General features: G+C 62.0%; 8 protein-coding genes and 1 pseudogene. 3 read left to right on the top strand and 6 right to left on the bottom strand.

From position 1 onward, the window contains the following. The 4 genes and pseudogenes from mscK to H045_RS25965 all read right to left on the bottom strand — a co-directional run. A complete protein-coding gene (mscK, locus tag H045_RS23115; RefSeq protein ID WP_015373595.1) occupies nt 1-3384 on the bottom strand; it encodes a mechanosensitive channel MscK in 3384 nt (1127 codons plus the stop codon). A gap of 50 nt (nt 3385-3434) precedes the next feature. Beyond that, nucleotides 3435-5177: a potassium/proton antiporter gene (locus H045_RS23120; protein WP_003237249.1), complete on the bottom strand. Its 1743-nt coding sequence runs from the start codon at nt 5175-5177 to the stop codon at nt 3435-3437. A gap of 379 nt (nt 5178-5556) precedes the next feature. Next, nucleotides 5557-6429, bottom strand: a complete 873-nt coding sequence (locus H045_RS25960) for a methyl-accepting chemotaxis protein (protein WP_414896186.1) — start codon at nt 6427-6429, stop codon at nt 5557-5559. A gap of 30 nt (nt 6430-6459) precedes the next feature. Continuing rightward, nucleotides 6460-7212, bottom strand: a pseudogene (locus H045_RS25965) (MCP four helix bundle domain-containing protein); the annotation flags it as partial. Nucleotides 7213-7460: 248 nt separating this feature from the next. Here H045_RS25965 and H045_RS23130 point away from each other — a divergent pair. Continuing rightward, nucleotides 7461-7691 carry a hypothetical protein gene (locus H045_RS23130; protein ID WP_003237245.1) on the top strand — a complete coding sequence of 77 codons (231 nt, stop codon included), beginning with the start codon at nt 7461-7463 and terminating at the stop codon, nt 7689-7691. After that, nucleotides 7688-7978, top strand: coding sequence for a cell division protein ZapA (locus H045_RS23135; protein WP_003237243.1), 291 nt, complete (start codon nt 7688-7690; stop codon nt 7976-7978). Before H045_RS23130 ends, H045_RS23135 begins: the two co-directional genes overlap by 4 nt. On the opposite strand, the gene H045_RS23140 is transcribed toward H045_RS23135, so the two are convergent. Then, nucleotides 7975-9777 (bottom strand): acyl-CoA dehydrogenase, encoded by a 1803-nt coding sequence (locus tag H045_RS23140; protein WP_015373596.1) that lies wholly within the window; start codon nt 9775-9777, stop codon nt 7975-7977. The two genes, H045_RS23135 and H045_RS23140, sit on opposite strands and share 4 nt — an antisense overlap. A gap of 209 nt (nt 9778-9986) precedes the next feature. Further along, nucleotides 9987-13940, bottom strand: coding sequence for a trifunctional transcriptional regulator/proline dehydrogenase/L-glutamate gamma-semialdehyde dehydrogenase (gene putA / locus H045_RS23145; RefSeq protein WP_015373597.1), 3954 nt, complete (start codon nt 13938-13940; stop codon nt 9987-9989). Nucleotides 13941-14399: 459 nt separating this feature from the next. Here putA and putP point away from each other — a divergent pair, with 459 nt between their 5' ends. Further along, nucleotides 14400-15884, top strand: coding sequence for a sodium/proline symporter PutP (putP, locus tag H045_RS23150; RefSeq protein ID WP_015373598.1), 1485 nt, complete (start codon nt 14400-14402; stop codon nt 15882-15884). The last annotated feature ends 119 nt before the right edge of the window (nt 15885-16003 follow it).

Below are 16003 nucleotides of genomic sequence, written 5' to 3' on the forward strand. Positions count from 1 at the left end.
TTAGTCGAGTTTGCTGGGCGGCGGTTCCGGTGCGTCCACCACGTTGGCGGCAGGCGGCTCGGGTACTTCAGGCTCTGGAACCGGGCCAGCGAGGGTCTTGCGCTCGTCTTCCACCGGGACCAGTTTGTATTCCTGGCCGTGCATGTTTTTCAGGTACACCTCCATCTGGCGGAACGAGATGTTGATGTGCTGCTTTTTGAATTCGCTGTTGATGTAGCGGTTGACCTCGTCCAGCACCGGGTTGCGGTCGCCCAGGTCGCGCACGTGCATGCGCAGCTCGTGGTCGAGGGTGCTTTCGCCGAAGTTGAGGAAATACACGTGGGGCTCCGGGTCTTTCAACACCCGTGGGTTTTCCCGCGCGGCCTTGAGCAGCAATTCCCTCACCAGATCCAGATCGGAGCCGTAGTCCACACCCAGTTTCAAGGTGACACGGGTGATGGTGTCGGTCAGCGACCAGTTGATCAGTTGCCCGGTGATGAAGGTTTTGTTCGGGACGATGATGTCCTTGCGGTCGAAGTCGGTGATGGTAGTGGCGCGGATGCGGATCTTGCTCACCGTGCCCGACAGGTTGCCGATGGTGATGGTGTCGCCAATGCGCACCGGACGCTCAAACAGAATCATGATGCCGGAGATGAAGTTGGCGAAGATTTCCTGCATCCCGAAGCCGATACCCAGCGACAGCGCCGCGACCAGCCACTGCAACTTGTCCCAGCTCACGCCGAGGGTGGCCAGGGTGGAGACGATACCGAAACCGGCAATCACGTAGGACAGCAGGGTGGTAATGGCGTAGGCGCTGCCCTGGGCCAGCTCCAGCTTGGACAGCACCAGCACTTCGAGCAGGCCGGGCAGGTTACGCGCCAGGGCAAAGGTGATGCCGACGATGATCAGCGCGCCGAGCAGGTCGCCAATGCTGATGGGCACCATGCTGATATTGGCGCCGGTGCCGCTGGTGTATTCGTAGAGCGTGACGTTGTCGAGGTAGGAAAATACCGAAATCAGGTCCGACCACACCCAGTACAACGCGGCGATAAAGCCACCCAGCAGGGCCAGGCGGATCAGGCGCAGGGACTGTTCGTTGACCTTCTCGATGTCCAGGGTTGGCTCTTCAACCACCGCTTCGCCTTCACCGGCTTCCTTGGCGGCCTGGCGTTTGGCCAGGGCCCGCGCATACGCCAGGCGCCGCGCGGCGACGCTGAGCCAGCGCACGAACGTGGCTTCGATCACCAGCCACAGCATCAGCAGGTACAGGGTGTTGATCAAACGGTCGCTGAGTTTGAGCGCGGTGTAGTAGTAGCCGAAGCACACCGCGACAAACAGCGCGACGGGCAGGGCGGTGAACAAAATGCCCGCAGCCTTGCGAAACAGTGAAGCTTTCTCGTGGGTCGGGCTGTTGAGCAGCAGACGGCTCAGCAGCCAGGCCATCAAGGCGTAGCAGGTGAGTACCACGGCGATGCCCAGCACGTCGTCTGCCAGCGCCGCCGGTTGGTGTTCGGCAATCGCCACCACGGCCACCAGGGCCAGCACCACCAGCCCGAGCTTGCGTACCCAGCCCTGCAGGAATTGGACCTGGGGTTTCTCCCAGCGAAAGTGCAGTTCGGCCACACCGCCCGGGGCGAGGATGCGATAGGCGGTATAGAACACCAGCCACGCCTGGGCGAGCTGCAGCAGAGCCGAGCCCAGGTTGGCGTTTTGCCCACGGGCGTCGATCTGCAGCGCATACCCACACAGCGCCAGGCCCAGGGACACCGGCATTGCCAGCAGGATATTGATCAGAAGGGCCTGCGGCGTGTGCCATTGGCTGTCGCGCTTGAAGTGGCCGATGTCCAGGTGGACCCGGTTCAAACGGTGGTACAGCGCCTTGCGCCGCCACAGCAGTGCGCCGATCAACAGCAGCAAGGGCAGAAACAGCAGCGGGCGTTGAGTCAGGCCGTCATACAGTTCGCTGACGCTGGAAGCCCACGGCAGCGTGGTGACCTGCTTGCTCAGGTGCGCCGGCACGGTTTCCAGCCACTCGGCGTCCAGCGGCTTGTTGCTGGGGATCCAGAACATCTGCTCATCGAGCGTGGCGCGCAGGGTGGTGGCGGTGCTCAGCAGTTGTTTCTGGTTCAGTTGCAGGGTGATGGATTCGTTGAGCAGTGCGCTCAGCTCGCGGCTCAGGCGTTCGAGCAGGTCGCTGCGGGTGACCGCCAGTTCCAGCAGGGTGCGCCGCAGTTGCGGGGTGACATCGTCCGGCGGCTGGTTGGCCAGCAGGTTATCCACATAGGCACTGGGTGAACTGATCAACTCGCGCTGCTGGTTGACCTCGAACTGGTACAGGCGAATGTTGGCGATATCGTCGGCCAGGTCACGGTCCACGGTAAGGTGGGGCAGGGCCTGTTTCTGTTTATAGAGAATCTTGGAGAGCAGCAGGCTGCCCTTGAGCACGTTGATCTGCTCGTCCAGCGCCGAATCGCTTTGGGTGACGGTGTCCAGTTGCTGCTTGGTCTGCAGGTTTTTCTGGGTCAGGTCGTTGAGGCGGTCGGTACTTTTGAGCAGGTAGTCGGAGAGCTTGAGGTTCTCGGCACTTTCGGTCGCGAGGATGCTGCTGCCACCGGCTTTCTGCGCTTCGATGGACTGTTGGGTCACCGTCTGTTGCGACTGGGCCAGGCGTTTCTGGTTGATCAGGGTTTGCAGGTCCTGGATTTCCTGTTCCAGGCGTGCGGTTTTTTCCTGGATCAGGTCGTGCTGACTGTTGCCCAGGTCCTGCAACTGGCTGTTGCCGGCCAGTTCCTGGCGGCGCAGCGGGATCAGCGCATTCAGGGCGGCGAGTTCGGCGTTCAGTTGGTTGCGCTGGTCGGCGTTGATCGCCTTGCCATTATCCTTGCCGGTCTTGAGGATCGAATTGATCTGCAGAATGCGCGTCTGGCTGCTGCTGATTTCGGTCTGGGCGCGTTCCGGGCGGGTCTGGGCGGCGATGGTCAGGCTGTTGGCATCGGCCAGCGCCTTTTGCAGATCACCTTGTTGCGTGGTGCGTTGCACCAGCAACTGTTCGAGCTGCGACACGGGCTGGTTGGCGTAGCGTTGGGCCACGGGGATCGGTTTGGTGGCCTTGAGGCGCGCCAGTTCGCGCTGATTGTCGATCGTCTCGCGCGGCGCTTCGGCCAGCTGGCGCTTGAGGTCGGCGAGGCGTTGCTCGTAATCCTGCCGATTGCCCAGGTAGGTCAGGGTCTGTTGCAGGATGCCCTGCAACGCCTTCATGTCGGCGTCGGGCAGCTTGCGGTCGGGCAGCTTGTCCAGGGTTTGCTGGATGGCATCGGCGCTGGGCGGTTCGGCAGCGTTGACGGTGCCGACACAAAGGGTCAGGCCCAGCAGGGCGGAAGCGAGAAAAGTGCGCAGGGTTGGCATAGAGACCGGTCGTGCTAGGTGGAGAATCGGGGGCGTCGTGGCCCCGCAGTTTAGAGGAAGAGTCCGGGACCCGGGCGACTTCCTTCGGGGAATTTGACGCCGACTTTTCCGATTCTGTTCCCGTCCATGACCGCGACCGTCCACAAGGTGTTGTTCCACTCCACCTGGTCGCCCACCACTGGCGCGCCGCCGACTTTCTGCGTAATGAAGCGGCTGAGCGGCATGTCCGGGTCGATGCCGTCGAGCTTGAGCCCGTACAGCGCCGAGACCGCGCCCAGCTGGGCGTCGCCTTCAAGAACGAAGTCGCCGAAGAAGCGCAGGTCGAGGCCGCGTTGCGGCGCCTGGCTGAACAGTTTGCCGAGGGCCGGCAGGTTGTGTTCGTGGCCGATCACGCAGAGCAGATCGCCCACTTCCAGCACCGTACTACCCGACGGATGGAGCAGTTGCTGGCCACGGAACAGCGCGGCAATCCGTGTGCCCTCGGGCATTTTCAGCTCACGCAGGGCCGCGCCGATGCACCATTTTTCCGCGCCCAGGCGGTAGACGAAGAGCTCCCACTCGCTGGTGACGTGTACTTCCAGGGCGGCGCGGGAGATGGGCGCGGGGTCTGGTGGAACCGTGACTTTGAGCAGCTTGGCCACCCACGGCAGGCTCGTGCCCTGCACCAGCAGCGAGACCAGCACGATAAAGAATGCCAGGTTGAAATACAGCTGCGCATGGGGCAGGCCAGCCATCAGCGGAAACACCGCGAGGATGATCGGCACCGCGCCGCGCAGGCCGACCCAGGCGATAAAGGCTTTTTCGCGGCCATGGAAGGCCTTGAACGGCAGCAGGCCGACCATCACCGACAGCGGCCGCGCAAACAGGATCATCCACAGCGCCAGCCCCAGCGCGGGCAACGCGATAGGCAGCAAATCATGGGGTGTGACCAACAGGCCCAGTACCAGGAACATGCCGATCTGTGCCAGCCAGGCCATGCCGTCGAGCATATGCAAAATGCCATGACGGCTGCGCACCGGTCGGTTGCCGATCACCAGGCCGCACAGGTAAACGGCGAGGAAGCCACTGCCGTGCAGGGCGTTGGTCAGGGCGAACACGAACAGGCCGCCGGCGATCACCAGGATCGGGTACAGGCCCGCCGCCAGGTTGATGCGGTTGACCATCTGCAGCATCAGCCAGCCGCCGCCCAGGCCGATGATGCCGCCGATGCCGAACTCGCGCACCAGGTGCGTCAGCAGGCTCCAGTGCAGGCCGGTCTGGCCGCTGGCGAGCATGTCGATCAGGGTGACCGTGAGAAACACCGCCATCGGGTCGTTACTGCCGGATTCGATTTCCAGGCTGGCGGTGACCCGCTCGTTCAGGCCCTTGCCGCCCAGCAGCGAAAACACGGCTGCGGCGTCGGTGGAGCCGACAATCGCGCCGATCAGCAGGCCTTGAATGATATTGAGGTCGAACAGCCAGGCCGCCGCCATGCCAGTGAGGCCAGTAGTGATCAGCACCCCCACCGTGGCCAGCGACAAGGCCGGCCACAGCGCCACGCGAAAACTCGCCACCCGCGTGCGCAGGCCGCCGTCGAGCAGGATCACGGCAAGGGCGAGGTTGCCCACCAGGTAGGCGGTCGGGTAGTTATCGAAGATGATGCCGCCGCCGTCGACGCCGGCGACCATGCCCACGGCCAGGATGATCACCAGAATCGGGATGCCCAGGCGGGACGAAAGAGAACTCACCAGAATGCTCGCACTCACCAGCAACGCGCCGATCAAGAACAGGCTGTTGATGGTTGTCGCATTCAAAGGCAGTTACTCCGTGAGCAAATAGGACAGGGCGCAAACTGACCATGCAGTCTGCGTGCCAGGGATTCTAACCTGTTGAATTGCTGCGCTGTCAAAAAGCTTCTTCTGATTCGCGCAGAGCAAATGGGGGAGTGGGCTTGCTCCCGATGGCCGTGTGTCGGTATCAAATGTACCGACTAACTATTTCAGGAAACCAATATTCCTGTGGCAAGCCCTAATGCCAGTCAGTCAAGCGCAGATCCTTGTGGGAGCGGGCTTGCCCGCGAAGGCGTCTGCCCAGCAACCATTGACGTTGCTGATCCACCGCTTTCGCGGGCAAGCCCGCTCCCTACCGTTCGAAGACCTTGCGGGCCCCACATTTTTGAACCGGTGCAGCCCGTCAGAGGCGGAAGCGGCCGACCATCCCGTTCAGATCCACCGCCAGGCGCGACAACTCGCTGCTGGCCGCGCTGGTCTGGCTGGCGCCGGTCGCCGATTGCACCGACAGGTCACGGATATTCACCAGGTTGCGGTCCACTTCCCGCGCCACCTGCGCCTGTTCTTCAGCGGCGCTGGCGATCACCAGGTTGCGCTCGTTGATCTCCACAATCGCCGTGTTGATGGTGTCGAGCGACAGCCCCGCCCCTTTGGCGATGCTTAATGTCGATTCGGCGCGTTCGGTGCTGTTGCGCATCGAATCCACCGCGTGTTCGGTGCCGGACTGAATGCTGCCGATCATGCGTTCGATCTCGCTGGTCGATTGCTGGGTACGATGGGCCAGCGCCCGCACTTCGTCGGCCACCACGGCAAAGCCACGCCCGGCTTCTCCGGCCCGCGCGGCTTCAATCGCCGCGTTCAGGGCCAACAGGTTGGTCTGGTCGGCGAGGCCGCGGATCACGTCGAGTACCTTGCCAATATCGCGGGACTCATTGGCCAGTTCACCGATCAGGGTGGCGGTGGCTTGCACATCACCGCTCATGCGCTCGATGGCGCTGACGGTTTCCTGCACCAGGTCGCGGCCGTCACCGGCGGAGGTGGTGGCGTTGCGTGACGCTTCGGAGGTGCTGACGGCATTGCGCGCGACTTCTTCCACGGCGCTGGTCATCTCGTTGACGGCCGTGGCGGCCTGTTCGATTTCGTTGTTCTGCCGGGTCAGGCCACGGGCGCTTTCGTCGGTCACCACGTTCAGCTCTTCGGCGGCTGACGCAAGTTGGGTGGCGGAGCCGGAAATACGTTGCAGCGTGTCGCGCAGTTTTTCCTGCATCTTGGCCATGGCCGCCAGCAGGCGACCGGCTTCGTCGTTGCCGTCAACCTTGATTGGACGTGTAAGGTTGCCTTCGGCGATTTCTTCAGCGGCCTCCAGCGCCTGGGAGATCGGCGCGGTGATGCTGCGGGTCAGCAGCCAGGCGAACAGCACCGTCATCAGGGTGGTGATCAGCAGCAGGCCCACCACCAGATTGAAGGCCGAGCTGTACTGATCCGTAGCCTCCTGATTGGTGGCCAGTGCCATCTTGTTATTGAGGTCGAGCAGACGCGCCAATACCGCATTGACCTGCTCGGAGTTGCTCAGCAGCTCGGTGTTGAGCAATACGCGCAGTTCGTCGATCTGGTTGGCCTGGGACAGGCTCTTCATGCGCGCTTCGATCTGGTGGTACTGGCCGAGCAAGCGCACGTAATCGTCGTAGGCAGCGCGTTCTTCCTGGCCTTCGATCAGCTTTTCATAGACGCCCTGGGCCGAGCGGATCTGCTGATTGCGCAGGTCGAAGGCTTCCAGGGTTTTTTGCTGCACCTCCGGCTCGCGGTTGGTCAGCAGGCGGTACGACAGCACCCGCAGGCGCAGGGTCAGTTGGGTGAAGTCATCAAGGGCGCGAATGCTGGGCACGCTGGCCAGGGTGATGTCTTCGGTGGCCGCGCGAATCTTGCTCATCTGGTTCAGGGCGAACACGCCGAGAAACAACATGAGTGCACCAATCAGCGCAAAGCCCAAAAACGCGCGCGGCGCGATATTCATATTACGAAGAGACATGCTGGAATCCTGGGGTGAAGCGCGATCCATGCGGCCATGAGACGGGGTATGCCTGCGCTATCGGCGCGGTGGCCGAAGTCTGAAGTGGGCGTGCGCTTTTGTCGCAGCCGGTCAGGGGTTTGACCGATTCAGGAACCAGATGGGGTAATTGCAGTCACTAAGGCTCGAACGCGCGTCCGGGCCCCTGAATATCGGGCCGCGCGCCGGGGATAACCCCTGGCATCCGAGGTGAATTTTCTTTATCGTCACCGCCCTTTTAAAAAGCTCGAGAAATCAAAATGTTAGAAGCATCCCTCAGCCAACTGGAACAACTGGTCAGCGACCTGGTACAACACAATCAAGATCTGCTGAGCAGCAACGAATCCCTCAAGGCCGAACTGGCCAGTGCCAGGGATGAAAACGACAGCCTGCAACTGAACCTGATGGAGCAGGAAGAAAAACACGGCGCCACCGCCGCGCGTATCCAGGCCTTGGTTGAGCGCGTGAGCGCAGGGCCTGTCAGCGCATGAGTGATGGGATAAAGGTCGTTTCGATTCTCGGTGAGGATTACTCGATCAAGGCGCCGGCCGGGGAAGATCAGACCCTGTTGCACGCCGTGACGATGCTCAAGGCATCCCTGGCCACCACCAAGAAAAAGTACCCGACCCTGATCGGTGACAAGTTACTGGTACTGGCCGCGCTCAATCTGTGCGCCGAGCAGATCGAAATGCAGCAGCGCCACCAGCAGGAACTCGACCGTTACCAAGAGCAAGTCAGCGCCACGGTCGAAGTGATTTCCAAGGCGATCCAGTCCTAGAACCACTCATCCTGCATCCCCAGGCACGTGTCGTCGCGCGCCTCCAGAATGTCCAGTTCGTGATGGCAACCCGGTACTTCCCAGGTCAGGAAGTACCGGGCGGCCTGGAGCTTGCCTTTATAGAAGGCCGCGTCCGCGGCATTGCCTTTGGCCAGCCCTTCCTCGGCGCGAATCGCCTGTTCCAGCCAGCGCCAGCCGATCACCGTGTGCCCGAACACTTTCAGGTACAGCGCCGAGTTCGCCAGGCTGTTGTTGACCTTGCCCTGGGCGAGATCGGTAAGCAGACCAATCGTTACGGTTTGCAGGCGGTTGACCAACTGTTCCAGTGGTTCACGCAGCGCGGTCAGTGACGCGTATTGCTGGGCTCGTGCGCCGGTCTCGGCGATCAATCGAATCAGCTGCTTGAGGCCAGCACCGCCATTCTGCGCCAGCTTGCGCCCCAGCAAGTCCAGCGACTGAATGCCGTGGGTGCCCTCGTGAATCGGGTTCAAACGGTTGTCGCGGTAATACTGCTCCACCGGGTATTCGCGGGTGTAGCCATGGCCGCCAAGGATCTGGATCGCCAGTTCGTTGGCCTTGAGACAGAACTCCGAAGGCCAGGATTTGACGATGGGGGTGAGCAGGTCCAGCAGTTCGTGGGCGCTCTTGCGCTCGGCTTCGGTGTGCAGGGTCGTGGTGTCATCAAACAGCCGCGCGGCATAGAGGCCGAGGTCGAAGGCGCCTTCGACGTAGGCTTTTTGCGTCAGCAGCATGCGCTTGATGTCAGCGTGCTGGATGATCGCGACCGGCGCCGTTGCGGGGTCTTTGCTGTCAGGCAGCCGGCCCTGCGGGCGTTCGCGAGCATATTCCAGCGAATACAGGTAACCGGCGTAACCGAGCATTACGGCGCCCATGCCCACGCCAATCCGCGCTTCGTTCATCATCTGGAACATGCAGCTCAGGCCCTGGTGCGGTTTGCCCACCAGATAGCCGACGCAGTTACCGTTATCGCCGAAGTTGAGCGCGGTTGAAGTGGTGCCACGCCAACCCATCTTGTGAAACAGCCCGGCCAGCAGCACATCGTTGCGCTCGCCCAGGCTGCCGTCGTCGTTGACCAGGAATTTGGGCACGATAAACAGCGAAATGCCCTTCACCCCGGCCGGCGCATCCGGCAGCTTGGCCAGCACCATGTGTACGATGTTTTCCGACAGCGGGTGGTCGCCGCCGGAGATAAAGATCTTGTTGCCCTTGAGGCGGTAGCTGCCGTCAGCCGCAGGCTCGGCACGCGTACGAATATCCGACAGGGACGAACCGGCATGGGGTTCAGTGAGGGCCATGGTGCCGAAGAAGCGCCCGTCGATCATCGGTTGCAGGAAGCGCTGTTTCTGCTCCTCGGTGCCGAAACTCTCGATCAGGTTGGCGGCGCCCATGGTCAGGAACGGGTAAGACGTGGACGCCGCGTTAGCCGACTGGAAGTGCGCGAAACAGGCTTGCGACAGCAGGGTGGGCAGTTGCATGCCGCCCGCTTCGAAACTGCGTGCGGCATTGAGAAAGCCCGCTTCGAGAAACGCGTCCACGGCCGGTTTGACTTCCGGAATCAGGATGGCCTTGCCGTCTTCGTAGCGCGGTTCGTTTTCGTCGTTTTTGCGGTTATGTGGCGCGAAATATTTTTCGGCAATGGAGCGCGCGGTGCTGATGGCCGCATCGAAGGTTTCGCGGTTGTGCTCGGCAAACCGCTCGCGCTGGGTCAGGCCCTCGGCATCGAGGACTTCATACAGCTCAAAAGCCAGATTGCGGGAACTGAGCAGCGTCTCGGACATGGCGGCTTACCTTCTAAGGGAATGGCCTGAGTCTAAGTGCGCCAATAGAGGCTGGATAGCAAGATTGATTTGCGTGATGGAAGGGCAGAACGCAGACCCAATGTGGGAGGGGGCTTGCTCCCGATGGCGGCGTGTCAGTCTCACAAGGGTGACTGACACGCCGCCATCGGGAGCAAGCCCCCTCCCATATTTTTACAGCGTTTCGTCAGTTAGCCGATGGTCATCAGGCTGGCGTTACCGCCTGCCGCGGCGGTGTTCACGCTCAACGCGCGCTCGATGACCAGGCGTTCCAGGGCAATCGACGTTTCGCCCTGTGACAAACCATGCACCCCGACAATCGCCCCGCCACGCTGCGCCACTTGCTGGCACACCGCTCGCAGTTGGTCGGAGTCGCCATGGTGCAGAACTGCGTCGAACACCACCTCGTCCCTGGTCCAGTCGGCCACGCGCTTGATCTTCGCCTGAATGTCCTTCGGCAAGCGTGGGAACAAGGCCTTGGTCAGGTCGGTTTCCGGCCATACCGCCGAGCCGCCCACCGCCAGTACCGCCGCCAGTTGCGTCAACAGGTCGCCCTCTATTTGCGCCAGGCACAACACATGCTCACGGGGCAGGATGGCGTAGCTGTTGCGCTCGCCGGTCGGGCCGGCCAGTGAGCGGGTGATGCCGCTTTGCGACTGCGCGGCGAACTGGGTGCACAAAGTGCTCAGTTCACTGAACGTGTTGCTGTCGGCCCAGGTTTTCAGGGCGTTCAATGGCTGGCTCATGGCATCGCGCAGGCGTACGTCCGGTGCGGCCAGGTTGTCGCCACGTACGAAGGACTGCTCGATGGCATCCGTAGGACGGGTCGACAGCAAGCGGTAAAGGTACAACGGACCACCGGCTTTCGGACCGGTGCCCGACAGGCCTTCGCCGCCGAACGGCTGCACGCCAACCACGGCACCCACGATATTGCGGTTGACGTAGACGTTACCGGCATTGACGTTGTCGATCACCTTGGCGATGGTCTCGTCGATGCGGGTGTGCACACCCAGGGTCAGGCCGTAGCCGGACGCGTTGATCTGGCTGATCAACTGGTCGATCTCTTTGCGCTTGTAGCGCACCACGTGCAGCACCGGACCGAAGATCTCCCGTTGCAGTTCGTCGAAGCTTTCGAGCTCGATCAGGGTAGGCATCACGAAGGTGCCGCGCTTGATCTCTTCGCCGTCGGCAATCGCCACCTGATAGACGTTGCGGCCTTTGTCGCGCATGGCCTGGATGTGTTTCTCGATGCCGGCCTTGGCGTCGGCGTCGATCACCGGGCCGATGTCCACCGACAGGCGTTCCGGGTTGCCCAGGCGGCATTCAGCCATGGCGCCCTTGAGCATTTCGATGACACGGTCTGCCGAATCTTCCTGCAAGCACAATACGCGCAGGGCCGAGCAACGCTGGCCGGCGCTGTCGAAAGCCGAGGACACCACGTCGATCACCACTTGTTCGGTGAGCGCCGACGAGTCGACGATCATCGCGTTCTGGCCGCCGGTCTCGGCGATCAGCGGGATCGGGCGGCCCTGGGCATCGAGGCGACCGGCGACATTGCGTTGCAGCAGGCGCGCCACTTCAGTGGAGCCGGTGAACATCACGCCTTTGACGCGCTCATCGCCCACCAGGCGGGCTCCGACGCTTTCGCCCTGGCCCGGCAGCAGTTGCAGCACGCCTTCTGGAATGCCGGCTTCGAGCAGGATGCGTACCGCTTGGGCGGCGACCAGCGGCGTCTGCTCAGCCGGCTTGGCCAATACCGGGTTGCCGGCGGCCAATGCTGCAGCGACTTGACCGCTGAAGATCGCCAGCGGGAAGTTCCACGGGCTGATGCACACCACCGGGCCCAGCGGACGGTGGGCGTCGTTGGTGAAATCGTTGCGCGCCTGCACCGCGTAATAACGCAGGAAGTCCACGGCTTCGCGCACTTCGGCGATGGCATTGGCGAAGGTCTTGCCGGCTTCGCGGGCCAGCAGGCCCATCAGCGGCTGGATTTCGCCTTCCATCAGGTCGGCGGCGCGCTCCAGGATGGCGGCACGTTCGGCCGGCGGGGTGGCCTGCCAGATCGGTCCGGCGCTGATTGCGCACTGGATCGCATTGTCGACGTCTTCGACGGTGGCTTCTTGCACATGGCCAACGATGTCACGCAGATCGGACGGGTTGAGCACCGCCGCCGCCGCCTGATCGCTGGAAGCGCAACCGAGCATCGGCGCGGCTTTCCAGTCATTGTGGGCCGTGGCAAGCAGGGCGCAGGACAGCGACGCCAACCGATGTTCGTTGGCCAGATCGATGCCGGCCGAGTTGGCGCGGTCGCTGCCGTACAGGTCGCGCGGCAACGGAATGCGCGGGTGCGGCAGGCCGAAGCCGCCTTCCAGCGTGGCCATGTGCTCGATGCTGGCCACCGGGTCGGCCACCAGCTCCTGAATGGAGATGGACTGGTCGGCAATGCGGTTGACGAACGAGGTGTTGGCGCCGTTTTCCAGCAGGCGGCGCACCAGGTAGGCCAGCAATGTTTCATGGGTGCCGACCGGGGCGTACACGCGGCACGGACGGTTCAGCTTGCCCTCGGAGACCTTGCCCACCACCTGCTCGTACAACGGTTCGCCCATGCCGTGCAGGCACTGGAACTCGTACTGGCCGGGGTAATAGTTCTGACCGGCGATATGGTAGATGGCCGACAGAGTGTGGGCGTTGTGCGTGGCGAACTGCGGGTAGATGGCTTCCGGCACCGACAACAGTTTGCGCGCGCAGGCAACGTAGGACACATCGGTGTACACCTTGCGGGTATACACCGGGTAGCCTTCCAGGCCTTCGACCTGGGCGCGCTTGATCTCGCTGTCCCAGTACGCGCCTTTGACCAGGCGGATCATCAGGCGATGGCGGCTGCGGCGCGCCAGGTCGATCACATAATCGATCACGTACGGGCAACGCTTCTGGTAGGCCTGGATCACAAAGCCGATGCCGTTCCAGCCGGTCAGCTGCGGCTCGAAGCACAGGCGTTCGAGCAGGTCCAGGGACAGCTCCAGGCGGTCCGCTTCTTCGGCATCGATGTTCAGGCCGATGTCGTACTGCTTGGCCAGCAGAGTCAGCGAGAGCAGGCGCGGGTACAACTCGTCCATCACGCGCTCGTACTGTGCACGGCTGTAGCGTGGGTGCAGGGCCGACAGCTTGATGGAGATGCCCGGGCCTTCATAAATCCCACGGCCGTGGGACGCCTTGCCGATGGAGTGAATGGCTTGTTCGTACGACGCGAGGTATTTCTGTGCGTCGTGTTCGGTGAGCGCGGCTTCACCGAGCATGTCGTAGGAATAGCGGAAGCCCTTGGCTTCGAACTTGCTGGCATTGGCCAGGGCTTCGGCGATGGTTTCGCCGGTGACGAACTGTTCGCCCATCAGGCGCATGGCCATGTCGACGCCCTTGCGGATCATCGGCTCGCCGCTCTTGCCGATGATGCGGCTCAGGGAAGAGGTCAAACCCGCTTCGTTATGGGTGGCGACCAGCTTGCCGGTTAGCAGCAGGCCCCAGGTGGCGGCGTTGACGAACAGCGACGGGCTGTTGCCCAGGTGCGGGTGCCAGTTGCCGGTGCTGATCTTGTCGCGGATCAGCGCGTCGCGGGTGCCCTTGTCCGGGATGCGCAGCAGCGCTTCGGCCAGGCACATCAGCGCCACGCCTTCCTGAGACGACAGGGAAAACTCCTGCAGCAAGCCCTGAACAATCCCTGCACGGCCGCCAGCGCTTTTCTGATTGCGCAGCTTCTCGGCAATCGAGGCGGCCAGCTTGTTGGTGGCTTCGGCCATCGACGCCGGCAGGCGTGCCTGTTCGATCAGCATCGGCACCACTTCCGGCTCCGGGCGACGGTACGCGGCGGTGATGGAGGCGCGCAGCACGGACTGGGGCAGGATGCTTTCGGCGAACTCAAGGAAGCATTGGTGTGCGTGGTCGGCCTGGACCTCGCCCGCTTCATCGGATTCCTTGCCGCTCAAACCGTTGAGTTCGGTCAGGGTTGCACCACCCTCCAGTTTCTCCAGGTAATTGAAAATCGCCTGCTTGATCAGCCAGTGCGGCGTGCGATCAATGGAGGTCGCGGCGGCCTTGAGGCGTTCGCGGGTCGGGTCGTCGAGTTTGACCCCAAGGGTGGTCGTAGCCATTTTTTTATCCTCATGGGTGCCACTAACCGAGTGGCATCTGCTGGCGGCAAGATTAGCGTTAGCACAGTCGAAGGTGCAACCGGGTGCAACCCTTTTTATGCATGAAACATTCGACGTTTCATCCGAAACATTCAGCGCATGGCTGGGCGTGTTTCTTGCTGGTGCATTTTGCTTCCGACGCGTGCATGGCTTGCTCCGAAAAGGAGCAAGAAACCGGCTTTTTGACTGAAAGTCCCAAAGGTGCAACTTATTCTCAAGAAACTGGTTGCACCTTATTTGCTTTGTTGAATAGCATTCGCGCCAAGGTGCAACCACTTTCGAGGTTCGGTTCATCGGCTGGCGGCTTTCCTGGGGAAACGCCAGTCATAAATGCGCGGCACGCAGATTCGTCTACCCGCTACACGGTGGGTAGCGTGCGAGACCGTCGCTACATAAAAACAATGCCAGGGCGTCACTCTTATGAGCGTTAGCAATCCAACCCTGATCACGTTCGTGATCTACATCGCAGCAATGGTGCTGATCGGCCTGATGGCCTATCGCTCCACCAACAACCTTTCCGATTACATTCTTGGCGGTCGCAGCCTCGGTAGCGTGGTAACTGCGTTGTCGGCCGGTGCTTCCGATATGAGCGGCTGGTTGCTGATGGGCCTGCCGGGCGCGATCTACATGTCCGGCCTGTCGGAAAGCTGGATCGCCATCGGCCTGATCGTCGGGGCCTACCTCAACTGGCTGTTCGTGGCCGGTCGCCTGCGGGTTCAGACCGAGCACAACGGCGACGCGCTGACCCTGCCGGACTACTTCTCCAGCCGCTTCGAGGACAACAGCGGTCTGCTGCGCATCATCTCTGCAGTGGTGATCCTGGTGTTCTTCACCATTTACTGCGCTTCCGGCATCGTGGCCGGTGCCCGCCTGTTCGAAAGCACCTTCGGCATGTCCTACGAGACAGCCTTGTGGGCTGGTGCTGCGGCGACGATTGCCTACACCTTCATCGGTGGTTTCCTGGCCGTGAGTTGGACCGATACCGTGCAGGCCACGCTGATGATCTTCGCGTTGATCCTCACGCCGATCATCGTGCTGCTGGCCACCGGCGGTGTCGACACCACGTTCCTGGCGATTGAAGCCAAGGACCCGACCCACTTCGACATGCTCAAAAACACCACCTTCATCGGCATCATCTCGCTGATGGGCTGGGGCCTGGGTTACTTCGGCCAGCCGCATATCCTGGCGCGTTTCATGGCGGCGGATTCGGTGAAGTCGATCGCCAAGGCGCGCCGCATCTCCATGACCTGGATGATCCTCTGCCTGGGCGGCACCGTGGCGGTGGGCTTCTTCGGGATTGCCTATTTCTCGGCGCACCCGGAAGTGGCCGGTCCCGTAACCGAAAACCCTGAGCGTGTGTTCATTGAACTGGCCAAGATCCTGTTCAACCCCTGGGTCGCCGGTGTGTTGCTGTCGGCGATCCTCGCGGCCGTGATGAGCACCCTGAGCTGCCAACTGCTGGTGTGTTCCAGCGCTCTGACCGAAGACTTCTACAAGGCGTTTCTGCGCAAGGGTGCTTCCCAGCTTGAGCTGGTGTGGGTGGGCCGCATCATGGTGCTGGTGGTAGCGTTGATCGCCATCGCCATGGCCGCCAATCCGGAAAACCGCGTACTCGGGCTGGTGAGCTACGCCTGGGCCGGTTTCGGTGCTGCGTTCGGCCCTGTGGTGCTGATTTCCGTGATCTGGAAGCACATGACCCGCAACGGCGCGCTGGCCGGCATCCTGGTCGGTGCAATCACCGTGATCGTGTGGAAGCACTTCGAGTTGCTGGGGCTCTACGAAATCATCCCCGGCTTTATTTTCGCCAGCCTGGCGATCTATTTCGTGAGCAAGATGGGCGCACCGACCACCGCGATGGTCGAGCGTTTTGATGCTGCGGAAAAAGACTACAACCTCAACAAGTAATTCGTTGGGCGTTAAGCGCCCGTTGAGTTAGCACAAAGGCCCGCATCCTCTGGATGGCGGGCTTTTTTGTATGCGGTTTACCTGGGTTTGGCGAAGATTCATACGCGCCCATGTAGGCT

Origin of the sequence: Pseudomonas poae RE*1-1-14 (assembly GCF_000336465.1) — a bacterium.
Classification (GTDB): domain Bacteria; phylum Pseudomonadota; class Gammaproteobacteria; order Pseudomonadales; family Pseudomonadaceae; genus Aquipseudomonas; species Aquipseudomonas poae.

Bases quoted from the DNA above. Each gene is read 5' to 3' on its own strand.
- mscK (WP_015373595.1), bottom strand. From the start codon at position 3,384: ATGCCAACCCTGCGCACTTTTCTCGCTTCCGCCCTGCTGGGCCTGACC.
- H045_RS25960 (WP_414896186.1), bottom strand. From the start codon at position 6,429: ATGGCCAAGATGCAGGAAAAACTGCGCGACACGCTGCAACGTATTTCC.
- H045_RS23130 (WP_003237245.1), top strand. From the start codon at position 7,461: ATGTTAGAAGCATCCCTCAGCCAACTGGAACAACTGGTCAGCGACCTG.
- H045_RS23135 (WP_003237243.1), top strand. From the start codon at position 7,688: ATGAGTGATGGGATAAAGGTCGTTTCGATTCTCGGTGAGGATTACTCG.
- H045_RS23140 (WP_015373596.1), bottom strand. From the start codon at position 9,777: ATGTCCGAGACGCTGCTCAGTTCCCGCAATCTGGCTTTTGAGCTGTAT.
- putA (WP_015373597.1), bottom strand. From the start codon at position 13,940: ATGGCTACGACCACCCTTGGGGTCAAACTCGACGACCCGACCCGCGAA.
- putP (WP_015373598.1), top strand. From the start codon at position 14,400: ATGAGCGTTAGCAATCCAACCCTGATCACGTTCGTGATCTACATCGCA.